General features: G+C 46.2%; 28 protein-coding genes and 2 tRNA genes. 14 read left to right on the top strand and 16 right to left on the bottom strand.

Annotation, left to right across the window (positions count from 1 at the left end; all coding sequences use genetic code 11):
- Positions 1 to 5 precede the first annotated feature (5 nt).
- Both A2621_01440 and A2621_01445 read left to right on the top strand, forming a co-directional pair.
- Entirely contained in the window at positions 6 to 608 is a 603-nt protein-coding gene (locus A2621_01440; GenBank protein OFW90107.1) for a hypothetical protein, read from the top strand.
- Between the two features lie 31 nt (positions 609 to 639).
- Positions 640 to 1,104: a hypothetical protein gene (locus A2621_01445; GenBank protein OFW89566.1), complete on the top strand. Its 465-nt coding sequence runs from the start codon at positions 640 to 642 to the stop codon at positions 1,102 to 1,104.
- On the opposite strand, the gene A2621_01450 is transcribed toward A2621_01445, so the two are convergent.
- Genes A2621_01450 through A2621_01480 form a run of 7 tightly spaced genes read right to left on the bottom strand, consistent with a single transcriptional unit; the run spans position 1,099 to position 6,966 of the window.
- Positions 1,099 to 1,305: a hypothetical protein gene (locus tag A2621_01450; GenBank protein OFW89567.1), complete on the bottom strand. Its 207-nt coding sequence runs from the start codon at positions 1,303 to 1,305 to the stop codon at positions 1,099 to 1,101. The genes A2621_01445 and A2621_01450 overlap by 6 nt on opposite strands.
- A complete protein-coding gene (locus A2621_01455) occupies positions 1,290 to 2,051 on the bottom strand; it encodes a hypothetical protein (GenBank protein OFW89568.1) in 762 nt (253 codons plus the stop codon). Before A2621_01455 ends, A2621_01450 begins: the two co-directional genes overlap by 16 nt.
- Positions 2,035 to 2,757, bottom strand: a complete 723-nt coding sequence (locus tag A2621_01460; protein OFW89569.1) for a hypothetical protein — start codon at positions 2,755 to 2,757, stop codon at positions 2,035 to 2,037. Before A2621_01460 ends, A2621_01455 begins: the two co-directional genes overlap by 17 nt.
- Before the next feature lie 4 nt (positions 2,758 to 2,761).
- On the bottom strand, positions 2,762 to 4,135 hold the full coding sequence (locus A2621_01465) for a cysteine--tRNA ligase (GenBank protein ID OFW89570.1): 1,374 nt from the start codon (positions 4,133 to 4,135) through the stop codon (positions 2,762 to 2,764).
- Positions 4,132 to 5,469, bottom strand: coding sequence for a glutamate--tRNA ligase (locus A2621_01470; GenBank protein OFW89571.1), 1,338 nt, complete (start codon positions 5,467 to 5,469; stop codon positions 4,132 to 4,134). The genes A2621_01465 and A2621_01470 overlap by 4 nt, the downstream gene beginning before the upstream one ends.
- Positions 5,466 to 6,554 (bottom strand): hypothetical protein, encoded by a 1,089-nt coding sequence (locus A2621_01475; protein ID OFW89572.1) that lies wholly within the window; start codon positions 6,552 to 6,554, stop codon positions 5,466 to 5,468. The genes A2621_01470 and A2621_01475 overlap by 4 nt, the downstream gene beginning before the upstream one ends.
- Before the next feature lies 1 nt (position 6,555).
- Entirely contained in the window at positions 6,556 to 6,966 is a 411-nt protein-coding gene (locus A2621_01480; protein OFW89573.1) for a ubiquinol-cytochrome C reductase, read from the bottom strand.
- A 283-nt stretch (positions 6,967 to 7,249) separates the two neighbouring features.
- Here A2621_01480 and A2621_01485 point away from each other — a divergent pair, with 283 nt between their 5' ends.
- On the top strand, positions 7,250 to 8,659 hold the full coding sequence (locus A2621_01485; protein ID OFW89574.1) for a hypothetical protein: 1,410 nt from the start codon (positions 7,250 to 7,252) through the stop codon (positions 8,657 to 8,659).
- On the top strand, positions 8,644 to 9,042 hold the full coding sequence (locus A2621_01490; protein ID OFW89575.1) for a hypothetical protein: 399 nt from the start codon (positions 8,644 to 8,646) through the stop codon (positions 9,040 to 9,042). The genes A2621_01485 and A2621_01490 overlap by 16 nt, the downstream gene beginning before the upstream one ends.
- A 151-nt stretch (positions 9,043 to 9,193) precedes the next feature.
- Here A2621_01490 and A2621_01495 read toward each other — a convergent pair whose 3' ends face one another.
- Complete coding sequence (locus A2621_01495; GenBank protein ID OFW89576.1) at positions 9,194 to 9,487, bottom strand: hypothetical protein; 294 nt, start codon at positions 9,485 to 9,487, stop codon at positions 9,194 to 9,196.
- A gap of 94 nt (positions 9,488 to 9,581) precedes the next feature.
- Between A2621_01495 and A2621_01500 the strand changes: the two genes are divergently transcribed.
- Positions 9,582 to 9,968 carry a hypothetical protein gene (locus A2621_01500; protein ID OFW89577.1) on the top strand — a complete coding sequence of 129 codons (387 nt, stop codon included), beginning with the start codon at positions 9,582 to 9,584 and terminating at the stop codon, positions 9,966 to 9,968.
- 9 nt (positions 9,969 to 9,977) lie between these two features.
- Here A2621_01500 and A2621_01505 read toward each other — a convergent pair.
- Both A2621_01505 and A2621_01510 read right to left on the bottom strand, forming a co-directional pair.
- Positions 9,978 to 10,053: transfer RNA gene (locus A2621_01505), tRNA-Asn, on the bottom strand.
- Between the two features lie 50 nt (positions 10,054 to 10,103).
- A tRNA-Cys gene (locus A2621_01510) sits at positions 10,104 to 10,177 on the bottom strand.
- A gap of 148 nt (positions 10,178 to 10,325) precedes the next feature.
- On the opposite strand from A2621_01510, the gene A2621_01515 reads away from it, so the two are divergent.
- A complete protein-coding gene (locus tag A2621_01515) occupies positions 10,326 to 11,000 on the top strand; it encodes a hypothetical protein (protein OFW89578.1) in 675 nt (224 codons plus the stop codon).
- Between the two features lie 9 nt (positions 11,001 to 11,009).
- Complete coding sequence (locus A2621_01520) at positions 11,010 to 11,321, top strand: hypothetical protein (protein ID OFW90108.1); 312 nt, start codon at positions 11,010 to 11,012, stop codon at positions 11,319 to 11,321.
- A 222-nt stretch (positions 11,322 to 11,543) separates the two neighbouring features.
- Here the strand turns inward: A2621_01520 and A2621_01525 are convergent, their stop codons facing one another.
- Both A2621_01525 and A2621_01530 read right to left on the bottom strand, forming a co-directional pair.
- On the bottom strand, positions 11,544 to 12,794 hold the full coding sequence (locus A2621_01525) for a hypothetical protein (GenBank protein ID OFW89579.1): 1,251 nt from the start codon (positions 12,792 to 12,794) through the stop codon (positions 11,544 to 11,546).
- Between the two features lie 270 nt (positions 12,795 to 13,064).
- The gene (locus A2621_01530; protein ID OFW90109.1) at positions 13,065 to 13,886 is read right to left on the bottom strand and encodes a hypothetical protein; all 822 of its coding nucleotides are present in this window, start codon (positions 13,884 to 13,886) and stop codon (positions 13,065 to 13,067) included.
- Positions 13,887 to 14,007: 121 nt separating this feature from the next.
- On the opposite strand from A2621_01530, the gene A2621_01535 reads away from it, so the two are divergent.
- From A2621_01535 to A2621_01555, 5 genes are all read left to right on the top strand, one after another.
- Complete coding sequence (locus A2621_01535; GenBank protein ID OFW89580.1) at positions 14,008 to 14,742, top strand: hypothetical protein; 735 nt, start codon at positions 14,008 to 14,010, stop codon at positions 14,740 to 14,742.
- Entirely contained in the window at positions 14,739 to 15,011 is a 273-nt protein-coding gene (locus A2621_01540; GenBank protein OFW89581.1) for a hypothetical protein, read from the top strand. The genes A2621_01535 and A2621_01540 overlap by 4 nt, the downstream gene beginning before the upstream one ends.
- An 80-nt stretch (positions 15,012 to 15,091) precedes the next feature.
- The gene (locus A2621_01545; GenBank protein OFW89582.1) at positions 15,092 to 17,074 is read left to right on the top strand and encodes a transketolase; all 1,983 of its coding nucleotides are present in this window, start codon (positions 15,092 to 15,094) and stop codon (positions 17,072 to 17,074) included.
- Entirely contained in the window at positions 17,071 to 18,087 is a 1,017-nt protein-coding gene (locus tag A2621_01550; protein ID OFW89583.1) for a type I glyceraldehyde-3-phosphate dehydrogenase, read from the top strand. Before A2621_01545 ends, A2621_01550 begins: the two co-directional genes overlap by 4 nt.
- Positions 18,088 to 18,097: 10 nt before the next feature.
- Positions 18,098 to 18,571 (top strand): SsrA-binding protein, encoded by a 474-nt coding sequence (locus A2621_01555; GenBank protein ID OFW89584.1) that lies wholly within the window; start codon positions 18,098 to 18,100, stop codon positions 18,569 to 18,571.
- A 6-nt stretch (positions 18,572 to 18,577) separates the two neighbouring features.
- Here A2621_01555 and A2621_01560 read toward each other — a convergent pair whose 3' ends face one another.
- The 3 genes from A2621_01560 to A2621_01570 all read right to left on the bottom strand — a co-directional run bounded on the left by A2621_01560 (position 18,578) and on the right by A2621_01570 (position 21,678).
- Positions 18,578 to 19,429, bottom strand: a complete 852-nt coding sequence (locus A2621_01560) for an aminoglycoside phosphotransferase (protein ID OFW89585.1) — start codon at positions 19,427 to 19,429, stop codon at positions 18,578 to 18,580.
- A 134-nt stretch (positions 19,430 to 19,563) separates the two neighbouring features.
- Positions 19,564 to 20,331 carry a hypothetical protein gene (locus A2621_01565; GenBank protein OFW89586.1) on the bottom strand — a complete coding sequence of 256 codons (768 nt, stop codon included), beginning with the start codon at positions 20,329 to 20,331 and terminating at the stop codon, positions 19,564 to 19,566.
- 27 nt (positions 20,332 to 20,358) lie between these two features.
- The gene (locus tag A2621_01570) at positions 20,359 to 21,678 is read right to left on the bottom strand and encodes a hypothetical protein (protein ID OFW89587.1); all 1,320 of its coding nucleotides are present in this window, start codon (positions 21,676 to 21,678) and stop codon (positions 20,359 to 20,361) included.
- 245 nt (positions 21,679 to 21,923) lie between these two features.
- Between A2621_01570 and A2621_01575 the strand changes: the two genes are divergently transcribed.
- Together A2621_01575 and A2621_01580 are read left to right on the top strand one after the other, a co-directional pair.
- Positions 21,924 to 22,625, top strand: coding sequence for a 23S rRNA methyltransferase (locus tag A2621_01575; GenBank protein ID OFW89588.1), 702 nt, complete (start codon positions 21,924 to 21,926; stop codon positions 22,623 to 22,625).
- Between the two features lie 118 nt (positions 22,626 to 22,743).
- The gene (locus A2621_01580; protein OFW89589.1) at positions 22,744 to 23,022 is read left to right on the top strand and encodes a hypothetical protein; all 279 of its coding nucleotides are present in this window, start codon (positions 22,744 to 22,746) and stop codon (positions 23,020 to 23,022) included.
- Between the two features lie 53 nt (positions 23,023 to 23,075).
- Here the strand turns inward: A2621_01580 and A2621_01585 are convergent, their stop codons facing one another.
- On the bottom strand, positions 23,076 to 24,368 hold the full coding sequence (locus A2621_01585) for a hypothetical protein (protein OFW89590.1): 1,293 nt from the start codon (positions 24,366 to 24,368) through the stop codon (positions 23,076 to 23,078).
- Between the last annotated feature and the right edge of the window lie 78 nt (positions 24,369 to 24,446).

The following is a 24,446-nucleotide window of genomic DNA, read 5'->3' on the forward strand; positions in this document are numbered from 1 at the left end:
TTTTGATTGATCATCATTTTTTAAATAGTCCTTTTCCTATTCTTGTTTTAATAGGGAGTTATTTCTTAGGCACCATTCCGTTTGGGCTTTTGTTTACCAAATGGGCGGGAAAAGGAGACATTCGTACTATTGGGTCTGGCAATATTGGGGCCACCAATGTGCTCCGCACTGGCAATAAATTTTTAGCTTTAGCGACATTTTTCTGTGATGCTCTCAAAGGATATGGGGCGGTTTATCTGGGTGAACGATTCCAGGTTCAGGATTTTGCGGCCGTGGCCGTTATTCTCGGACACATGTTTCCCATTTGGCTCAAGTTTAAAGGCGGTAAGGGTGTTGCGACCTATGGGGGTATTTTATTCGGCCTCTCTGTTCCCTTGGGGGCTCAAGCGGTTTTGGCTTGGGTGAGCTTTGCGTTGATCTTTGGGTACTCGTCTCTAGCTGCGTTATTGGCAGCTCTGTTGGTGCCGTTTACGGTCTGGATTTGGAGTTACGGAGAACCCCTTCTTTATACCACGGGAGCCTTAAGCGTTCTGTTAATCCTCAAGCACTACGAAAATATCTTGAGGTTGATCAAAGGGAAAGAACCCAAGATTGGACAGAAGGGGTAGCTCCTAAAATTGGTTCGGTAGAAGGACTACAATGAAAAAGGTAACCACAATACTCTTTCTTCTGTGCCTCGGTATAAATTCCTTTGGTGCTGCTCAAAATCCTGATAGTCTTAATGAAAAGTTTCGCTCAGCAATGGTTCCTCTTCGCCCAGCTCCCCCCTGTCACCTTCAGCGAATAGAGGGGGAGGGATATGTTGATTATGGGTTGGGAATAAATCCAAAAGGGGCGTGGGAGATATCCATTTGCGACCTGACAGAGGTTGCTCCCCATTTTCATAAAACAATGGAATCCCATTTTATCGTTCTAGAAGGAATCGCTCTTGTGACGTTGGATGGGAAGTCTCAAATTTTAACTCCAGGACAACATATCCATATAGGCAAGAAAGTTGTTCATGCAATCAAATCAGCGGATCCAGCCACTTCTGTTCGATTTCTCTGTTCAATGTTTCCTGCGTATGATCCAACAGATTACCATCTGCTTTCAGCGACTTTATAATTCGCAGGGGTTAGAGGTCAGCCCTTGTTTCATATAAATTCTGTGATCCCCTCTCACCGTCTGTCGCCCTCGGTGACAAGCGGGGGCCCAGTCTTTCTTCTGACTATTTTCGTTGTGTGGGTTCATTTGCTGGATTTCCGCCTCCGCGGGAATGAGAGGGAAAGGATAGAAAAGGGCGTGGCTTTTTAAAACTCCAGCCACTTCTTCCCGAATTGTTCTTTGATGACTTTTTCAGGCACTTCTTCCAGATCATGTTCTTTCAGTGCGCCTAATTGAAAAGGTCCATAACTCAGACGAATAAGTCGATTCACCACGTGGCCCAAGTGCCCCATGATTTTGCGGATTTCTTGATTCTTACCTTCGGTGAGGCTGACTTTGATCCAGCTGTTGGCGCCGGATCCTTGAACTTTTTCGAGGGACGCAATGACAGATCCATACTGAACGCCATCCACTTTAATACCATTTTTGAGGTTTTTCAGAGCGACTTCTGACGGGGTTCCAAAGACGCGCACTTTATACCGCCGAACCCACCCTGTGCTGGGCAGCTCGAGATGGCGGGTCAAGGCACCACTGTTGGTCATGAGAAGCAATCCCTCCGAGTTATAGTCAAGACGTCCCACAGACACGAGGCGGGGTAGTTTGGGATAACGCCTTTCGATATCGTCGAAAATAGTGTCTCTGTTTTTGGGATCTTTTCGAGAACACATGAGCCCTGTGGGCTTGTAGTATTTCCACAGTCTCACGCCCTCTTGGTGGGGAAGGGCTTCTCCATCCACCAAGATTTTATCGGAGCTCTGAACATTGTGGGCAGGGGAGGTGAGCACCACACCGTTCACAGAGACACGACCCTGAAGCACGTAACCCTCTGCTTCCCGGCGGGAACAAAGTCCGGATCGGGCAATGACCTTAGCAATCCGATCAGAGGGAAGATTAGGATCGGCAGGCATGGATGAAGGCTTTAATGAGTAGCGTATCTGCGTCTGAAATTTCATATTCGGCATGCCACTCGACCCCCAGGCAAAATTTTTCTCTGGGGACTTCGATGGCTTCTATAATGCCATCTGGCGCCACGGCTGACACAACGACTCCCTTTCCAATGGTTTTTATAGATTGATGGTGACGAGAGTTGACCTCGACGGTTGTCCGATTCCCCAGAATTTTGGAGAGCTGCGTGTGGGGGGTGATCTCTATGGAATGAGAGGGTAAATGCATTTCTTCTGGGGTCTGGAAATGGTTGAGTGAATGAGGCTTCTCTGTGGGAATATCTAGAAAAAGAGTGCCTCCATACAGATAATTGATGACTTGCATCCCTGCACAAATACCAAAGACGGGCATCTTTCTTTTGAGAGCCTCTTTCACCAACAGAAAATCAAATTTCGAGCGTTGGTGGGAGATCTTCAAAGGGATGGTGAGAGGCATCTCTTGACCAAACAAGGTGGGATCGTAATCGTTCCCGCCTGTCATGAGGACACCGTCTACGAGATCAAGCACCGCATCCACATCTAAATTAGAAGAGGGAAGAGCAATGGGAGTGCCCCCATTTTTATAGATAGCCGCGATATATTTTTCAGTAAGCGCATGATACGGGCGAACAGAATATCCGCCTCCTTTTTCTTCAAAATCTAAATTAAGGCCGATAACAGGTTTTCTCATGATCTTACTTTCGCTTCCAGGTTGTTCCTTTGGAACTGTCTTCCAAAAGGATACCAGATTTCTCAAGCTGTTGTCGAATCTGATCGCTGGTCACAAAATCTTTGGCGAGCCGGGCGTTGACCCGTTTTTGGATGAGAGTGTCAATTTCGGCATTCGACAATCCCTGGGTGTGACCTTGACCCTGGAACCACTCTGCAGAACTCTGACCAAAGAAGCCCATGAGCTGGCCGCCCGCTTTCAGCTGGCGCTGGAGTTGTTTTTTTTCTGTCTGGTCAGTTGTTTTATGAATCTGAGACACAAGGGCGTGTAAGACCGTGAACGCTTCGGGGACATTCAAATCATCCTTCAAAGCCTCTAGAATAGAGAGGGGGATTTCTGTATCAGGAGGAGCGTCATCACATCCTTCGAGCGCTGTGTAAAACCGATCTAAAATATTTTTGCTTTGGGTGATGGTCTCGTCTCGCCAATCGAGGGGCTGACGATAGTGAGCCGACAACAAGGTAAGGCGGATGACTTCTCCAGACACCTGGGCCAAGAGATCTTTGACGGTAAAAAAATTTCCAAGAGATTTGGACATCTTTTCGCCATTGACGATGAGATGCCCGTTGTGCATCCACACTTTTGCCAAAGGGGCGCCATGGTGGGCACACTCACTTTGGGCAATTTCGTTTTCGTGGTGGGGGAAAATAAGGTCAATCCCGCCCCCATGGATATCGAAGGTGATGCCGAGGTGCTTTTCAGCCATAGCGGAGCATTCGATGTGCCAGCCAGGACGGCCGCGTCCCCAGGGACTCTCCCATCCAGGTTGCTCAGGGGTGGAGGGTTTCCACAAAACGAAATCTTGGGGATTTTTTTTGTAGGGAGCCACTTCGACGCGGGCGCCGGCAATCTGATCGTCTAACTTGAGGCGTGAGAGTTTGCCGTAGGACAGGTTCTTGGCCACATCAAAGAGCACATGTTCGGATGCCACATAGGCAAACCCTTCATCAATCAATGTTTGCATCATCCGTTGCATCTCGGGGATATGGTCTGTCGCCCAGGCGGTGAGGGTGGGGCGCAGGATACCCAAGGCATCCATATCCTCATGAAAATAAGTGGTTGTTTTCGTGGTGAGGTTGCTGATGGAGACATTATTCTCTGCTGCCGCTTTGATAATCTTATCATCGATGTCGGTGATATTCCGAGCGTAGGTCACTTGGGGATACAGGTGTTGTAGAATGCGAAACAGAATATCAAAAACCACATAGCATCTGGCGTTTCCAATGTGAGCGCGGTCATACACGGTGGGGCCGCACACATAAAACCGCACATGATGAGGGTCTAGGGGAACAAAAGGCTTTCGCTCACGCGTTAAGGTATTATAAAGCGTGAGCGTCATTTGAGGGCGCCTCTGAGCCGTTCATGGGCGATGTCCGGGCCCATGAGCCACAGGATGGTCTTCAGTTCAGGACCATGCTCTTGACCTGTTAAGGCTTGGCGCAAGGGTTGGAACAAAGACTTCCCTTTTCGATCCGTCGTTTGCTGCAGAAGGGTTTTCCAGCCTTCCCACGGATTCTCTGTCCAAGGACCGACAGGCAACCTATCTTTGGCGTGTGTGATGAAGGCCACGTCTTCTGGGGAAATGCGCGTTTCAACTTGGCCACGGCAGACAAACCACCAGTCGGAAAGATCAGATAAAGTCTTCAGGTTGGGTCGCACCGCTTCCCAAAAAGATTTGTCCAAATGGGGAAAGTGACTTTGTTTTAAAGCCTCTTCATACGACATATGGTGGATGAGTTTCTCGTTGAGGGTCTGCAACTCATCCGTGGAAAATTTAGGGGTTGCTCGCGAGAATTTCTTAATGTCAAAGGTGGTCATCAGTTCGTCCAGAGTTTGGACTGGCTGCACAGAATCGGACGTCCCAATCTTGGCAAGTAAGCTGTTAATGGCCATGGGCAAAATGCCCTTCTCGCGGAAATCGCGAATGCTTTCTGTCCCGAGTCGCTTTGATAGTTGGCTGCCTTCCGCACCTTGTAACAGAGAGAGATGCCCAAAGGTCAGCGTGTTTTTGGGTAGCCCCAAGGCCTCCCATACCTGTACCTGAACGGCTGTATTCGTCAGATGATCTTCGCCTCGAATGATGTGCGTGATCTTTGTGTCCATATCATCCACTACAGACGCAAAGGTATACAAAACAACCCCATCCTCACGAATGAGTACCGGGTCGCTGAGATTTCTGCCCTCGAAATGGAGAGGGCCGCGGACCATGTCATTCCATTCGATAGCTTCGTCTTTTATCAAGAAGCGCCAATGGGGTTTTCTGCCTTCTTTTTCGTAGGCCTGCCTTTGTGGGCCTGTCAAGGTTAAAGCGGCTCGGTCATAGAGAGGGGGTAACCCCTGGGCTGCTTGACGTTTGCGTTTGAACTCGAGTTCTTCGGAGGTTTCATAGCAGGGATAAAGATGGCCTTCTTTTTTCAAAATGTCGGCAACCTCGGCATAACGGGCCATGCGATCAGACTGTTTTATGTAGTCGTCGTAATCAAGCCCCAGCCAAGCGAGGTCTTCCAGCAGCGCCCGTTCGTATTTCTTTTCGCTTCTTTCAAGGTCTGTATCGTCTAGGCGCAGCAGAAAGATTCCCTTCTGAGCGCGGGTAAAAAGCCAATTCACCAGAAGGGTGCGGCAATTCCCCACATGGATATAGCCGGTGGGACTGGGGGCAAAGCGGGTTTTCATTTCTGTTTTTTCCTAGAACGTCGGGCCAGGGCAAATTTGCGTCGGACGGCACGAACGATCCAATAATGATAACTTGCCATTAATAAAAAATAAGGCAAGAAAAGTAAAACTTGATTGGTTGGTTGTATATACTGCATACCAATCGCTCCGATTCCTTGTATCACAGCCATCCCTAAATGAAAACAAGTGACTTGCGCATGACTATATCCCAAGCGGTTTAAAAGCTGAAAAAGATGGGTACGATGGGCAAGCCAGAAGGGCTCACGGCGCCAAATACGACGAAGAACCGTGGCGCTTACATCGTAAATAAAAGAAAAGAAAAGAAGAGGGACAGTATAAACGGACAACGTCATGTGGGCGAGGTGGGTTTCTTGACTGGGGACCAACAGCATTACTGCCCATATGAGCCCTATAAACTGGCTCCCCACATCCCCCATAAAAATCTTGGCTTTGGGGAAGTTGAACACAAAGAATCCGAGAGTTGAAAACCCAAGACTCAAGCTGACATAGAAAAGGGCTTTTTCTCCCAAAAGGATTCCAATCAGGCTACAGAAAAAGGAGGCTACCAAGGAAACGCCACTGGCCAGGCCATTTAAGCCGTCCATAAAGTTAAATACGTTCATAAAGAAGATAATCCAGAATACGGTCAGCACACTTCCTAACGCCCCGAGATTAAGGATACCAATGAAAGGGAGGGGCAGCAGATGGAGTGTGAGTCCCGTACTGATGACAAACAAAGCGGTGATCAATTGGATCAAAAATTTCTGACTAGAAGACAGCCGTTTTATATCGTCATAAAGAGAGACCAAGATAGTTAGGAAGGATCCTATGCCTAATAAAATGAGTTTTTCGGGAGAAATGTGGCCAAGTTTTCCCACGACATACAAAAAAGACATGGCCGAAAAGAATCCCACAATAATCCCCATCCCCCCGCTTTTAGGGGTGGCGGATTTATGGGAAGACCGTCGGCTGGGAATATCCACAATGCCAATACGGATCATAAGACGGGTGACCAAAAGAGCAATCAGCACGGTGCCGAGTCCCATTAACCAAATGTCAGGTGTGAAAAGCGCCTCTTGGATCATCTTAATTCTTTCCCAATTCAAGAATGATATCCCATTCTTCTTTTGTGACGGGCATCACGGAGAGTCGAGATTGGCGGATGAGGGCCATGTTTTTAAGGGCAGGGGTTGATTTGATTTGGGCTAACGTCACTGGTGTTTTGAGAGGCCGTACAGCAGACACATCCACACATCCAAACTTGCCTGAGTCATCGGTGGGGTCAGGGTAATAGGGTTGAGCAACTTTGACGATACCCACAATTTCTTTGCCCTCATTGGAGTGATAAAAAAAGGCTAAATCGCCCCTCTTCATTTGCTTCATAAAGTTGCGGGCTTGATAGTTTCTGATGCCTGTCCAGTCTGTTTGCCCTCGAAGTTGCTGTGACCACGACCAGGTGCTGGGTTCCGATTTTAAAAGCCAATAGTGTTGAGTCATTTTTGCTGCGACTTTGTTTGCTTATAAAAGGAATATAAACGAAGAGGAGGGAGTATAAAATGAAAAAATGTTTTTTTGAGTTTGGGGCTGTCCTAGATAATCAATTAACCCAGATAAACCAATGGGTTTATAATGACTTTAATTGATTATCTGGGACAGCCCCTAATATAATTGAGAGTTTTTAGCCCTTATCTAAATAGAAAAAGAAGAACAATTTCAACTGTTATTATTCTTGAGTTTTGTATAGACTTGTCAGAGGAGGGGATTATTGAGAATAGCGTCAATGAAAAGTAGTATCATTTTAGGTTTATTTGTTGTTGGGAGCCTAGTTCTTTGTGGTCACGCAGCAACAATAGAAGAGTTTGATCCTGGAAACAGAATATCTTCTCAAAACTATCTCATGGATTCCGCAGATTTACGAGTTTATTATGATAAGAAAGAGCGGCGACTATATAACGGTTCATCTTTAGAATCGGCTTTTGCCGGGCCTCATGGTGATAGGGATGGCAAACAGAACTTTGCTCGTAACGTTGGAGATGTATTAAAAAGCTTCAATGATGAAATTCCAGGCAGTACATATAACATTGGAGATACCTGTACGTACGATCTTGGAGGTCACGGACACAATCTAGGTCTATTGAGAGAATCATATGAGAAAAAAGAAAACGATAGTCAGTCAGCTGGAGCATGGAAGACATTTAAAACTCCGTTCACCAAAAATTTCTGGAGAAATGTTGCCGTCGGAGCGGCCATTGGGTTTGCTTCAGATTCTGTTGATTACATTAATCCGATCGCCTCTTGGGAAGATGAATTTTTCTTAAGGAAGTATAGGAATGTTTTTGTTGGTGCGGCAATAGGAGCAGGAATTTCCTTGTGGAGTGCAGACAAGAGAAAAAACGAGAACTTTTTTAAAGAATCTCTAAAAAAGAAAAAATGGTGGCCTTTCTACCAAGACAGAAGAAGTATTGTTAATGGTGAGGATACTTTTCCATGGTGTGTTCATGGAGAACTTCAGATGGAGTATCTACTGCGTGGTAAAATTGTTAGTCGTGGTTTTGGATCTGGAACTTTAATTGGGGATAAGTATGTTTTAACTGCAGCCCATAATTTTTATAGTGTTGTGACCACTAGAGAAGGCCCGTTACATTTGGTTCCCGATTTTGTCACATTCTTTCCGGCTAAACAGGGAAAGAATGTTCCTTTTGGGGCTGCGCGAGGAGACAAAATAATAATCCCTAAAGGTTATATTGAAAACACTCAAGATTATACAAAAGATATAGCCTTGTTAAGGGTAGGGAAGCTCTTAAATCTTGATTATACGAGTACCTTACTTGACACGTATCCGGGGAATGCTTTAGGACATTTTGGAGTAAAATCTCTTTCAGAGGGTGTTAGAGAAAGCCTTAGCTTAAGAATCACGGGATATCCTGGAGAAAAAAAGGGAAAAATGTATACGATGGAAGGGTTTTTACGGGGTATAAGAGACGGGAGAATGTTCTACGATATAGATACAACTGCAGGACAAAGTGGAAGTGCTGTATGCGACTTAGGAACAACTAACACCAGCTTTCATAGCATGGTGTGTGGGGTTCATACGAATGGCTGGGAGGCTGACGTTGTGAGTCAACACAATAATGGAACGCATATAAGTGAAAAACATCTTTATACTCTTAACGAATGGGTGAAATTATGAAAATTGTTTTATTTTTATTATCTATTTTCTTTAATTTAAACTTAATCTCTGCTCCGTGTGTGGAAATAGCAGGAGATTCCTTTCCTCCTCGCTCTGCGCGCGTTCCCAAGCCAGAACAAATTGAAGCAGCAAGAATTTCTCATCCTGCGACACCAACCTCTTTCTTTGGTTTTTTAGGGTTGTGGAAGCATTCGAATCCGGAACCGGCTCCTTTTAAAACTGACTCTAATGGTAGGGCATACACAGGCATGTCGTTAGAAGAATTAGCAGGGGAATATGTTAAAGATCTTTCATCCAAACCTTTTGAATCAACGAAAAAAAAAAGTAACTGCTCCAAACATAAGAAAAAAACAAATAGAAAAAAACCTTCTCATAGAAAATAAGATTTTCTCGTTGTTCAGTCATATTATGCCAAAAAATACATCGTTAAGGCTCATGTGGTGATGGTTTGCCCCATCCCGTCCTCTATAACATATTTCTACGTTATCTGGGACAGCCCCAATGTTTTTTGTAGGAGCGTTGGGGGAGGAGGTGTTAGATTTCTAAGCTAGTCTGCTGAGAAGGGAGGGTGATTTTTCCTTTCAGATCTTGCACCAGCAAAGTTTTATAACGACTCTGAGCTCCACTCAGCAGCTGGATGTGGGATTTGGGCATGCCCCAGGTTTTGGATAAAAAAGAGATCAAGGCCGCGTTTGCCTCCCCTTCTTTGGGCGGTGCTTTTACCGAGACGCGGATATAGAGTTTGCCCTCTTTTTCCAGCATGCCTCCTATTTTTTCTTGGGCGGCTTTGGGGGTTAAGTAGATGAAGATTTTTTTAGAACAAGACATCTGTATCAATCCTTTTCTTGCAAATAACCAGACAGGCTTAATCTTAAAGGGGAATGGTGTGTAAGATCAAGGGGGGAGACTTTTTAGAACAGCCATGCTAATATGCCCCAAAAAATACCTCACTCAATCTGACTCAGGAGGAGACTTGCTGCGCATACATTGTCAAGAACCATGGTTCAGTAAAATTAGAGCTGGGATAAAAACGATTGAGGGGAGAAACTACTCTGATAAATATGCTCAGCTCCAGCCTGGAGATCTATTAGAGTTTTATTTCAATGACCAAAGTTTTATGACTGAAGTTATAAAGGTAAAATCATATCCTACCCTGGAAGAATATTTGGAAATTGAAGGCTACGAAAAGGTGTTGCCAGGGGTTACTTCATTTCAAGAAGCAATGGACATATATCTTCAGTATAACAGCCGCGCAGAGTTGGAACAGGCGGGTCGTTTTCTGGCGATACACGTCAAAGTAAGAAGATGACTCGGAAAATGGCTCCCCGAACTGGACTCGAACCAGTGACCCAATGATTAACAGTCATTTGCTCTACCGACTGAGCTATCGGGGAATACCGTGTCCTGGTTTTATCAAATTAACCAAGAGAAATCCAGCGCTTTTTGGAGGCCGGGACCGGAATCGAACCAGCGTACAAGGATTTGCAGTCCTCTGCATCACCACTCTGCCACCCGGCCATCGCACTAAAGCCTAATAAAGTCATATTTTTCTAAGGGCGTCAAGGTGGTTTATCTTGAGTTTTTATGAAGGGAGGATAGAATAAGCCGAGAGGAGGGGGATAAATGGAGAAACGGCTAAGCGTTCTTACACTCGGCAGGATAGATCGTGTTGTCCTTTGATATTCGACATCACTATGTTCTGTCGCGCCAAATTGCCGCCCATGGCAATTTTTCCTCTTTTGTGATGAGGTGTTTCGAGCAAACCCCGCGCAGCTTTTTTCTGCCGCCTGTAGAGACTCATAAAGCGTACGTGGAAGATTTTGTCCCGATCTCCTCAGATCGGGTGGGGATAATGCCCCTGATGGGGGCTCGGCTTCTGCAGCACCTGCTGCCCCCCGTGCCAGAAAAGAATATTATGGTGGTGGGGGGAAGTACAGGCTATCTGGCCGCTTTATTAAGTTATTATGCGTCCACCGTCTTTCTTTTGGAGTCAGATGATCGATTCTCCTCTATGGCTCAAGCAGGATTGAGCGCTCTGCATATCGATAATGTGGTGCTCTGCCAAGGAAACTTAAAGGAAGGGCTTGCGCGACAGGGTCCTTTTCATTTCGTGGTCATAGAGGGGGGGGTTGAGTCCATCCCTTCTTGCTTTTTCGATCAGTTGACTCCTGAGGCTTTGGGTATTTTTGCGTGTGAAGCGTCCGGCTCGCCCCATTCACCCATCGGGCAGATGACCCGTTTTTGGCGTGATACGCAGAGAGTGATTAACAAGGAGCCTCTTTTTGAAATGCCGCATTACCCTTTAAAAGAATTTTCCCACCCTAAAAAGTTCGAGTTTTAAATGAATCCCATCGAGATAAGTCCTCAACAACTTGCAGAGATTTTTCAACAAGATCCCCATCTTTTTATGTTGGATGTGAGAGAGCCATGGGAAGTTAAAAAAGTGTCTCTGAAAGGGGCGGTAAACATCCCTCTCTCCGATTTAATCGCCCGACAAACGGAGCTTCCCTTAGAGAGGCCCCTCTATGTGGTCTGTCATCATGGGGTGCGTAGCCTTAAGGTGGCTTTGTTTCTGCGAGAGCAGGGCTATGAGGCCTATAGCCTCAAGGGGGGGATCGATGCCTGGGCGCGAGACGTGGACCCTTCGGTGGGGTTTTATTAGGGACTTATTCGATCTCTCTCCGCGTGCTCTTCTTTGGTCATTCCCGCGCAGGTTTCCAGCTTCCTTGTGTGACATTATTCCCTGGACCCCCGCCTTCGCGAGGGTGATAAGGGGAAGATATATATAGAAGTCCGTAGAAATTCATATTTCTTCTCAGGAAAAAAGAAAAGAAAAAGGGGCTTGTAAAGCCCCTTTTTGTAAACCCGTGTAAAGGGTGATGGATTAGAAGCGGAGCTTCGTTCCAAGGATGACAGCTGTTCCACGGTTGTTTGCGTTCAAGACTGTGGAGTCAGAATAGATGTCTACACCAGTTTGAAGCAGGTTAGTACCGGCGTCGGCAATAGCTGCGGCTGGAGCTCTCAAGTCGAAGTAGTCAACTTCAGCAAAGGCAACCCAACCGGGAGCGACAACGTAGTCCATGGTCAACATGGTCACATCAGCCTTCGCTCTTCCGCCTTCTGTTTTGCGGTCGGCATAGGTGTACCCAAGAGCAACGTTTGCGTTCCGTGCGAAGTCATACCCCACAGCCGCGTTAACACCTCTTGTATTCGTGTTTGCCCTTGTGATTAGGTTGTTAGACCGAACACGTGACCTGTTGTTGTTAAAGTAAGACGCTGCAAACTGCCAGTTTTGGTAGTCAAGTAACGTACCGATTTGATAGCCCGTTGTATCCTTAAAGATATTCCCTGAGCCAGCAGCAGTGGTTGCGGCTATATTGTCATTCTTCGATTTCCCAGTTTGTCCCACAAGGTAAAGACCAAGGTTAAAGCTAGTGAACGCTTTGTTGTAAGAGAGACCGCCGGCAAGCAAGTTATAAGAATACGGAGCTATCGAAGCGTTCCTTATAGTTGTAAGACCAACGTTATTTTGCGTGCCCCGGTTTAGACGTCCATAAAGCTTCGTGCTGGGGGTAAAGTCAAGCCCGATCTGGAAGCCATAGACTTCTGGAGATATCCACACGATTTTCGTCGCGTTGGGGTTAGCAGGATCTCCAATCGTTGGACGGAAAGCCACAGTACGTGTCATGTTGATAAGTTTGTCAAGGTCACCAGAGGTGCCTCCAAGACCGCCCAATACGTCGTCACCCGTGTACATCATGGTGCTTGTCACACCTTCTGTATCACCAATCTTCACGTTTCCGATGCAGTCATGGTTCAGATAAACATACACTTCATCAATACGGTCTGATACGCTTTTGGCTCTATCAAAGTTCAATACACCCACAGCACCATACCCAATATTGTTATGGGAAGCTCCCCCCACATTCATCACCAAGTTACCTTTAGAGATAAAGGTGACAGCAGGTGGGTTACCAGGAAGGCGAACCTTTTGATCAACGCCAACACCTGCGCCTGTAATGCTTCCACCGAAGCTTAATACGGGGCCCTGGCCGGCGGCTGGGCCTTCTGCGAACGCACCCAAAACCATCAGAGAAGCGCCGAGGAAACCAGCATTTCTTAATATATTTTTCATTGTTTAACTCCTAAAATCTAAAATAAAGTTTTCTCAGTTCTAATAAAAACTCATTTTCAGAAAGAATACAAGAGACGCGAGAGCATCCTTTCCCATAAAAAGAAAATGTGTTGCGAGTGGGCAACATCCAGCAAGACTATGCGTCGGAAGAGGGGGGGTAAGTTCTGGGAAAGGTGGATCCTTCTGGGCGTTCAAGGGGGCCTCTTTTCCCGCAATGGCTGAGAAGAAGGCACAACAAACAGAGATAAGCAGCTTTATAAACCATCCCCCTCACCTTACAAAATTCGCGAGAAGAATGCCAGCCCAAATTAAAAAGCCCATCTTTCCATTCCATCGGAAAAAATCACCACAGGAAGAGGGGTCTTTTAAAGAGAGGTATTTTAACTTTAAGAAAATCAGGGGGATCAAGGGGATTAGAGAAAACCCAAAAATAGGATTTTTTAAGAAGAGGGCCACCCCCAAGAGACCAGAAAAAAACAGGACGTAACACAGTCTGACAAAGAAAACGCCTTTTTGGAGCCCCACCTTCAGCGCTGAAGACTTTAGGCCGAGCCTTTGATCGTCTTCATAGTCTTGGAAGGCATAGACTGTATCATATCCGATTGTCCAGAACAGGCAGGCAACATAAAGCACCAGGGCGGGTAGGGCCAAAGTGTTGGTCACAGAGGTCCAGCCCATCAAGCATCCCCAATTGACAATCATGCCGAGAAAAATTTGGGGCCAATAGGTAAATCTTTTAAGAAACGGATAAATGAAAATAGGTACAACGATTAAGCTTCCCAAAAGAATGGTCGTCTTATTCAGGGTAAGCAACAGCCCCAGCGCCAAAAGAAATTGACAGATCGCAAAAACCAAGGCTTGACGCTTAGAAATGAGCCCGGCGGCAATGGGACGCTCCTTGGTGCGCCGCACGTGTCGATCAATGTCGTGATCAACCAGATCATTGATGGTGCAGCCGGCGCCTCGTATCAGCACAGACCCTAGCAGAAATACAATCAAAATTTGGGGGGAAACGTGGGGAGAGGCGAGGCTTGACGCCCATAACGCAGGGCACAAATATAAAGGGGTGATGAGGGGGAGGTGAAGGCGCATCAAGCGCCCGTAAGCTTTGATCGTTTCAAACACGGTCAGCGAAGGCGCATAAGATTTTAAATTGCTGTTCATGCAGTTCCTGTTTATAGTTTTTTAAAGATCTTCATCGTATAAGGATTTCATGAAAGAAAGTCATCAAAAAAAATTGACGCGGCTGTATGTGCCAGAACGGTTGACTCCCCAGCACATGGTTCTTTTGACACCCGACCAAAGCCATCACCTTTTGACGGTTCTGCGGAAAAAAGCAGGCGACCAGGTTCTTTTGTTTAATGGGATGGCAGGGGAGTGGTTGGCGGTTTTAACCAGTGTTTCTAAAAAACAGATTTCTGCTAGGTGTCTAGAGCAGGTAAGGCCTCAAGAGAAAAGCTCCTCTCTCTCCTTGGCCTTTTCGCCCCTTAAAAAGCATCGACAAGATTTTTTGATCGAAAAGGCGACAGAATTGGGGGTGACCCATCTTATGCCCGTTGACATGAACCATACCAATCTCCCTGTCTTTAACCCGGAAAAAGTCTTAAAGCAAAGCAGGGAGGCGGCAGAACAGTGTGAGCGGCTGTCTATCCCCCTCATCCATCCTCTCGAAAAGTTAGCCCAGATGTTGAAAAGTTGGCCCTATGACAGACCTTTATATGTGGCGTTAGAAAGAGCGTCAGAGACAAATTCCTTGGCGGATGTGCTCGAAAAAAACAAAGAGGCGGCGTTCTTGGTGGGGCCTGAGGGTGGATTTTCGCCAGAAGAGGTGGCTCTTTTGTCGCACCAGTCTTTTGTGAAATTCTTCAGCCTTGGACCCCTGGTTTTAAGAGCAGAGACTGCTGCCATTTTGTGTGTGGGGTTGTATCAACAATTGAGTCAGAAATGAGCTTAAAAAAGAAGATCCAGGAAAAACTAGAGAAAATCTTTACGCCTGTGTCTTGTGAGGTTCAAGATTTGTCTTCTCTTCATAAAGGACATACGGGGTATAGCCCTAAGGGAGAAACGCATTTCAAGGTGATCCTGGTGTCTTCCTTCTTTTCTGGAAAAAATAGGGTAGAGCGGCATCAAATGGTTCATAAAGCTTTGGCAGAAGAGATAAAAGAAATCCATGCGATGGAGTTCGTTTTAAGGTCACCCGAAGAACATGTCGTCTAGCAGAAAAACTTGTAAGTCTCCTTGAGTTTTTGCGAGAGACTCTTTATGATCCTACATGAATTTTACAATAGAGTTATGAGATGGATTTAAAAAGGTTAGCGAATGCGATTCGCATTCTTACTATGGATGCGGTGGAACAGGCACAGTCAGGCCACCCGGGGATGCCGCTCGGAATGGCAGACGTTGCCACGGTGCTCTATTCAAAGTTTTTAAGATTTAACCCTGAGGATCCCTTTTGGCCGGATCGAGATCGGTTTGTCTTGTCCGCGGGGCACGGGTCCCTGCTGCTCTATAGCCTTTTGTATCTGACGGGATACAAGGAAATGACCCTAGACCAAATCAAACGGTTCCGGCAATTCGGGGCGTGCACGGCGGGTCACCCAGAGTATGGACTCTGCCCTGGCATTGAAACCACCACAGGTCCTTTGGGCCAAGGGCTCGCGAATGCGGTGGGCATGGCTGTTGCAGAGAGAGACTTGAGAGCCCGATTTGGGGAAGGCGTGGTGAACCACAAAACATATGTGATTGTGGGGGATGGGTGTTTGATGGAGGGTATTTCGCAGGAAGCCATTTCCTTTGCGGGCCACCAGCGATTGAATCATTTGGTGGTTTTGTTTGATGACAATGCCATCACCATTGATGGGCCCACTTCTCTCTCCACATCAGAGAATCACTTAGAACGATTTGAAGCCTGTGGGTGGGCAACCAAAGCCATCAATGGGCACGATAGGGCCCAAATTGAGCAGGCTTTAGCGGAAGCCCAGTCCACGGACCGTCCTTTCTTCATTGCGTGTAAAACCATCATTGGGTATGGTGCACCCACCAAAGCAGGGACGTGTGACGCCCATGGATCGCCCTTTGGGGCAGAAGAAGTCGCTGCAGCCCGCCGTCAATTGGGATGGGAGGATGCCCTCCCGTTTGACATTCCGGCACTCCTTCTTGACACCTGGCGTCACATAGGACAGAACGGTTTACCCGCGTATGACGCCTGGCACCGACGGCTCAAAGCCTTGCCAGCGGACCAAAAGACTCTTTTTGAGACCATGCAGGACGGGATGCTGCCCCCCACTTTAGAAGAAAGTCTGGCTCTTTTCTGTGAAAAGATAGCGGACACAAAACCCAAAATGGCGACCCGCAAGAGTTCTGAGAAAGTCATCGAGCTTTTGGTCCCAGCTGTTCCCAGTTTATTGGGGGGATCGGCCGATTTAACGGGCTCTAATAATACGAAGGCGCCTGCGATGGGAGCTTTGACCCCTGTAACCCCCAAGGGCAATTATATTTATTATGGGGTACGGGAGCACGGCATGGCCGCCATGATGAATGGCGTCGCCCTGCACAAAGGGTTTATTCCCTATGGGGGCACATTCCTCGTGTTTACGGATTATTGTCGTCCCGCCATTCGACTCTCGGCCCTGATGCGCCAACGTGTTCTCTATGTGATGACCCATGATTCCATTGGCCTTGGGGAAGATGGCCCTACCCATCAACCCATCGAACATCTCTGGAGTTTACGGATGATTCCCAACCTGAATGTGTTTCGTCCGGCAGATACAATCGAGACAGCGGAATGCTGGCACTTGGCGCTGATGTCCCAAGAGACGCCGTCTATTTTGGCTCTGACGCGGCAGGTTTTGCCTACAGTGCGATGGGCTTCTCGGGAAAATTTATGTGCCAAAGGCGGATATGTTTTTGTCGAAGAAGAGAAGGCGGAGGTGACGCTCATCGCCACTGGGTCTGAGCTTTCTTTGGCCCTGGATACACGGGCGACTTTAGAAACGTATGGCGTAAAGGTGCGTATCGTCTCCATGCCCTGTACGCGCTTGTTTGATCTGCAACCGGCTGCGTATAAAGAATCTGTGTTAGGAAAAAAAGGGATGCGTGTTTCCATTGAGGCGGGGCATCCGTTGGGGTGGCGCTCATATGTGGGAGACCAAGGGTTAACTTTTGGGATAGAGACCTTTGGGGAATCCGCGCCTGCCGCTCAAGTGTACGAACATTTTGGTTTGACCTCTGCCGTCATCAGTGAAAAAATTAGGCGTCATTTAGAAAAGAGGAGCACATGAAAAAAGTAAGGGTTGCCATCAATGGATTCGGCCGTATTGGTCGATTGGTCTTGCGGGCCATTTATGAATCAAAACGCACGGACATCGACGTGGTGGCCATTAACGATTTAACAGATGTGCGCACCAATGCCCATTTGTTGAAGTTTGATTCGGTGCATGGAGTATTTCCCTTTGAGGTGACCCATGATGACACAAGCCTCTTGATTGAAGGCCATCGTGTGGCGGTGTTCTCAGAGGCAGACCCGTTGAGACTTCCGTGGACGGAGTATGACGTGGATATTCTGATGGAATGTTCGGGCCACTTTACAGAACGCGACAAGGCAGCGCTCCATCTGCAAGCGGGAGCTAAAAAAGTTCTGATCTCGGCGCCGGCCAAAGGAGAAGACTGTACCGTTGTGTACGGCGTTAATCACAAAGCGCTGAAAGCCAGCGATAAGATTGTGTCCAATGCCTCGTGCACCACCAACTGTCTCGCCCCTGTGGCCAGCGTGTTGGATGAAGCGGTGGGTATTGAGAAAGGGTATATGACCACCATTCACGCCTATACGGGCGATCAGCGTCTGGTGGATACGGCGCACAAAGATTTACACCGCGCGCGCGCGGCTGCCCTTTCCATGATTCCTACTTCCACTGGGGCGGCAAAGGCGGTGGGATTGGTGTTGCCTCACCTGAAAGGTAAGTTGGATGGCACGGCGATTCGGGTGCCTATCCCCAATGTGTCAGTGGTGGATTTTAAGTTTGTCTCTGAGAAAAACACCACCGCTCAGTATCTTAATGAAGCGATTCAAAAAGCGGTGTCCGGGCACCTCAAAGGCATTCTGGATTTTGTGACATTGCCGCTGGTCTCCATCGATTTTAATCATAACCCCCACAGTTCTCTGTTTGATGCCAACCAAACGCACGTGGTGAAAGGCAATTTATGTCGCGTGCTCGCGTGGTATGATAACGAATGGGGTTTCTCAAACCGTATGAGTGATACGGCCGTCCATATGGCCCAGTTAGGGTATAAGTAAAGATTGGGATATGAGTAAAGATAAAGACCCCACCAATTATAAGATTATTGCCCAAAATCGGAAAGCGAGGTTCGAGTATGAGATTCTTGAAACCATTGAAGCCGGCGTTGTTTTGGTGGGTAGTGAGGTGAAATCCCTCCGTCAAGGCAAGAGTAATATTTCGGAGGCCTTTGCCGATGACCGGCAGGGGGCCATTTATCTCATCAACCTGAATATTGAAGAATACAAGGGGGCCAACCGGTTTAACCACGAACCCAAGCGGCCTCGGAAACTGTTGCTGCACAAGAAAGAGCAAAACAAACTGTTGGGGGCGATCCAGCGTCAAGGGGTTACTCTGATCCCGCTGGTGATGTATTTCAATCACAAGGGGGTTGTGAAAGTGTCGCTCGGGGTTGGCAAAGGAAAAAAACTCTATGACAAACGCGCCACAGAAAAAGAGCGCGACTGGCAGCGGGATAAAGCACGGATTTTGAAGGGGGAGTAATTCGTGCTACGCCTCTAGCGCCTCATGAATCACCCGTTGTGCCTCTTCTTCTTGTCCCTCTACTGGATGACAGAACGCCTTCCATAAGGCCCATCCCCGCGCGCGAATCCACATTGCCTCATCAAACGGCAAAGCCTTCTGAAACACCGCTCGACATTGACCTTTCAAAAAGGTCCAGGCGATGACCAAATCACAAGCGGGGTCTCCAATGCCCATGCCCCCAAAATCTATTATTGCTGCTAAGTGACCATCCTTTACCAGCAAATTCCCGATAGCCACATCTCCATGAACCCATATGGGGGCACCCTGCCAAGTGGAGGACAAAGCAGCCTCCCAAAGGCGCGTAACTTTCTTCGCATAAGACTTATCTTGAGTAAGCGCAAGAGCGTGCTGTATTTCAGAATCATAGGTTCTTAACGGCCCACCCCGGTAGAAATTATGCGCGCCAGCCACCAAGCCGCCCGTGGTATCAATTTTATGGAGAGCTTTCAAAAACGATGCTAAGTCAGTCGCAAATTTGGTCATATCTGATATGTGGTCAACTGAGGCGGTTTCACCCTCGATCCAAGAATAAATCGACCACTGATAGGGGTAGTCCGCAGAGGGCTTTCCCATGGCAATAGGCTTCGGAATAGGCAAGGGCAAAAAAGGAGCAAGCTTGGGTAACCAATATTGCTCTTTCTCAACCTTCGGCGCGTAGGCAGCGCCGCTTGGTAGTCGAATGCTCATATCAGGCCCAAGATGAAAGGTGCGATTATCATGGCCCCCAAATGGGACCGGAGAGATGGGTAGGTGCGCGTACTGGGGGAATTGGGCGGCAATGAGATGTTGGACGAGGCTGGTAGAGATGGATTTCATATCATTATTTATGCTACATTTCTCGGAAAAAATATAGTATCTCCTCTTCCAATTTTAGAGACCAATTATCTGAGTGATCTTCTTTTTAAGAAGTAGAAGCATCTTTTTCATCTTCTGCTAAACTAACCCTTAAGTTAAGAAACAGTCAGGATAAAAGGGCCAGTTTTTGGGTCTTCTGTGCGATTGCGATAGTAAAGAGCATATTCAGTGTTTGTTTTTTTGCCAAGTACCCAGGGCAGCCCTGCAGGAGAAGTAAAAAATGGCTGTTTGAGTTTTCCAATCTCCACACTACAAAATGCTGCACAGACATCGTACCTTGCGCTGATTTTTTCCATGTCTCGGATGAAATAGGGATAACGGGCAAAATGAGTATAGATGTTTTCTATATCCTCTAGAGAAATGTCTGAGCTCTCTGCGATAATACGGAATAAAGAAGGAAATCGGGTCGTTGTATCGAATAATGTTTCGATAAAGTTTTTTACACCTTTCACTCCTTTCAATTCAAGCACTCCAAGTGTGTAAAACTTATTGGCTTGTAAGAAAGAAAGTACTTCAGTTTCTGAGAGTTTTGGATTGGTGAAGTCCAGGTTCTGGAGTATAAGCTTGGTGACGGGCTTTCTATCAGTGATCGCACTGGATTCAGAGGGGAGTGATAGCTCGTTTCCAGGCGTTCTGGAAAGGGCAGCTACGAAGTCTAGGTCATCTGTGATTGACGGTTGGGAAGTTTTTTTTTCTTCTCCTGTGCTCAATAAACTTAAATAGTCCTGTAAAGCTTGATGATTTCCAGAAGCTTGTAATGCTTTCACAATGCGGCCAATCGCCGCGTCGTCAGGCTCCTTCCCAAAGGCAGAGAAAGCACCTTTAGACACAGATGTTAAAAGTAATATACAGCTTAGAAACATATAAGTATAACGAGTCATTGTCTCCTCCTATCTTTTGATCGATGAGTTAAAACTAAATGCTTGAATTTGAATGCCTTCAATGGGGGGATGATCACTAGGTATTATTCCTGCTTTGATTAAAAAGTTTCCAATAATATCTGCCATTTTCCCATTATGTAACATGCACGACAGAGTTCCTCTACAAAACCGACAGACATCTAAGTAACTATATAAATCAAGGCTAACTTTAGTTAAATTAGTAATAGTCGTATCATTCCCGGGAGTATCAAACTGGATGTGGGGCATATTTCTCCGGGGACTAAGACTACCCTCAATATTTTTTAAATATTCGATAAAAGCCTGTTCCGAATCACCAAAAGCGCAACTCCTCTTTTCTAAAAAGCAACGAGGGTTACTCGTTGTTAGTTTCGGAGGTAAGCTATCTTCTAAATAAGCAGACGAATCAAAAAGATTACGACATATTCCTTCTCGACTAATCAATCGGGAGAGACCCAAAGAATCTTCTGGAGTAAGGTTTTGTACTGTAAAACCATCATGATCTTCTAGAAGCTGGCTGAGATGGTCTTCGGATAGAATTCTGTCAGAACAACCTATAGGCATTAAGCGAGATCCAACCCCCCCTACATCAGAGAGTCCTTTGACAGGATATACTTTCACATTTTCTCTTTGTTCTGGTTGTGTTCTAAAATCATCTAAGTGTATATTGGGATGGAAAAAAGGTTGCATTTCATCCCATACTGAATACCATACCGGGTTTCCTGCCGTTTCTTCGTAGGCATTTCTAAAACATATAGAAGCAGAAGTTTTTTGTGCTCTTTCATTTAGAGCCAGATTGCTTCTAAGAAAATTATCTATTGATTGCACTGAAAACTTATCAAAACCGCTCATGAAAACACCAAAAAGACAACCGTCTCTTTCTAGAGCTCTATCTTGTCTCTGTCCAACAAGCCTTAGGCGTACCACCAAGGCATTCTTATTATTGAACTGTCTTCTATTTTCTTCTACGTACTTCTTGAGGCTAAGGAGTAATCTCTTATGTTCATGAACATCTCCATCGATGGCATTGGGACCTTTCTTAACGGCAGCAGCACTACCATCATCATGAATTTCGTTTTCAGATAGATAATTGAAAATGCGGCCATGCCCAAAGTTATCTAGATACGGAGTAAGCACTGACACAGGCGAATCGGTGTGTCTATCTCTTCCCAATGGATCGTACGGATTAATCTTTATTGCGGCAAATCTGTTTAGCTCTTCGGCACTCTGATCACCTGCTGTTTTGCCATCAAAAGACAGACTGGAGAGAAGCAAAATAAGAATCACAAAAAGCTTGAAAAAGGACCTCATAGATAAAACCCCTTCGCTAGATTTAATACATAAAATAAGACAAGTTACAATTGAATTTATTGATTATTTCTATCTTAGTTCCATCCTCTGTTTAAGAAGGTAGATTCAAAAAAAATGACTAAAATGAATCATATTTCAAAAAAGTCTTGACTTTTTTCCAATTTAATGCAAATTGGTCGACCACTTGAGTGACTTTATCGTTAAGAAATAAGGGCGTCTCTTTCATTTTGTGCTAAACTAACCCCATGACAAAGAAACCATCGAAACCAACGCCTGCAGGGCGCCGCATGATGACGGTGCGCGTGAAAACAGCCAAGCGCCGCAAGACCTCTTCTAACCTCTGGCTGAAACGCCAGTTGAACGACCCTTATGTGATTCAGGCCAAGGAAGACGGCTATCGCTCGCGGGCGGCGTATAAGTTGAAAGAGTTGAACGAGACCCTTAAATTTCTCAAGAAAAAATGTCGCGTGGTGGACTTGGGCGCAACGCCCGGGGGCTGGACACAAGTGGTGCTCGAGGAAGTGGATATTTTTAGCCCCGCCACCCAGGTGGTGGCTTTGGATATGAATCCCATGGAACCTCTGCCTGGCTCTATTTTCCTGCACCTAGATTTCACCCTGCCCGAAGCGGTGGACGCCTTGCGCCAAAAGCTCACGGGTCCGGTGGATGTGGTGCTGAGTGATATGGCGCCGCCCGCCTCGGGGCACGCCCAAACAGACCATTTGCGCATCATCGGCTTGGTGGAGATGGCGCTGGATTTTGCGCTTCAAGTTTTGGCTCCCGGAGGCATTTTTGTGGCGAAAGTCTGGCAGGGGGGGAGTGACAAAGAGATGCTGGCAACTCTAAAGAAAAACTTCACCAAAGTAAAACACATTAAACCTCCCGCCAGCCGCAAAGATTCGGCTGAAACCTACGTGGTAGCCCAAGGATTTAAAGGAAGGGTTTAAGAGGCGGACGGAGATGGATTGATTTTTTGGTTTTAGATGTTGAAATTTTCTGTATTTTCATCCTTGATGTAGGGGAGAAAATTGTATTAAATAATGATTATAAAAAAGGAGACTCATCATGAAAATAGATATCGTTCCTCTAATAGCCGTTCTAATCCCCTTCTCTCTTCAGGCTACTTCCATGGAAATGGAACACGCAGAAGGGCGACCTTCTCGCGCTCCTTCTTATTTAAGTGAGTGTCCAACGGACCCTAAAGTTGTGAAAGTTATTTCAATATTAAAAAAGAAGGGGCTTTGGGAATTTTATGAAAAGACTGGTTTTGATTTGGATAAAATCACAGACCCCCTTATTTACTCTAACATTTTTTGGATCGAATCTCATCATTATAAAACTTAGATTTTTAGCAGAGTTACTCATTTTAAGGTTCCGCTCTGCGATCTTTTCCTCTTCTAGAGGGTTTTTGGGGATCGCACGTGGTTTCTCACAAATTCTCTGAATGCTTCGTTGGGTCGCCCCCCAGACGTATCTTCTCTGGCTCGGCCTCTTAGTTGCTGAATAATAGAGGCATTATCCATTTCGGCCTCCGTATCTGGCAGGATGGTTTGAATACGAAAATAGCGCCGAATTTCATCTTCTCCTTTCGTTGCTTCATAAATAGCCTGAAGATTTGCATGTGTCGCTTGTGAGGCCCCATCAATGCTAATTTCTACCGCCGCTGATGCCCAGGTTAATTTGCCAGCATGTTTTAAGTTTTTGTAGCGAGAACCAATCATTCTTTCTCCTGTTCCGATAGATAACAATACAAAATTATCCATGTGGGGTTTAAAAGAAGGATCTCGAGTCGGGATTTTATCCCAGTGGACGAGGCCTAATCTCAAGGCAGCCAAGCAGGCACTGTTATCAAAAATTCCTCCATCTATACATTGATAAGGGGGGCCATTATCTCCATCTTCGATGGAGACCCCTGAAAAATAAGTTGGGGCGGCGGAAGAGCAAAGGGCTGCATCAACAAATTTTACGTTAGGATGCGTATAGCTATTAAAATAAACGGGAGCATTTCGTGAAATATCATAGGACACAATTTGCACAGGCACTAATGCCTCTTTAAGGGTTAGATCTCCGAAATGCTTTTCGAGGAATGCGCGGAGACTATGATTGCTGTATTTAGGTCCGCAAAATCCATTACAATTTTTAAAACAGGCACAACAGCCAAAGCAGGTTGCCATATTCCATAGGGTTTTCTTTAAACTCTCTGCCCAGCTTTCATTATATCCGTGGGTTGTATTAGTCCAACAATTGGCAGGGGTCCAACATTTAAATATTTCGTCAGCCATCTCTTCATAAAAAGAGACGATCTCTTGAGCTGGATAAGGACCTTCTTCCATTTCTCCTGTTATTTTATTTCTATGTTCCGGTGCTACAACGGCCAAGGCGATTATGGCTCCCGTGGAGGTCCCTGTAATGCCCCCTTGGAAAAAATCACAGATTCTTTCATCGTCTAGCTCTTTCTTGAAATCTCCTAACACTTGGGCAGTGTAAGCACCTCTCACCCCGCCGCCATCCAAACACAGAACCCGGCTTAGAGCCAACCGATCTGGCTCGACTTTCATCGAATAAAGATGACTGCTGGGCGTAGGGCTAGAAAGAGAAGATGATAGGGGAGCGTCTGGATCATGAGCTGCGCCCCAGCTAGCCAAAACAAAAAACGCAGCTCCATAGACAAACGATTTTATCATGTTCATGTTACCCTTTTAGATTGATGTCTTAAGTATAAAAAATCTAAGGATAGAAAACTATTGTTTTTATATACTTATTCATTT

It is taken from the genome of Alphaproteobacteria bacterium RIFCSPHIGHO2_01_FULL_41_14 (genome assembly GCA_001767855.1).
In the GTDB taxonomy this organism is placed as follows: domain Bacteria; phylum Pseudomonadota; class Alphaproteobacteria; order UBA7879; family UBA5542; genus 2-01-FULL-41-14.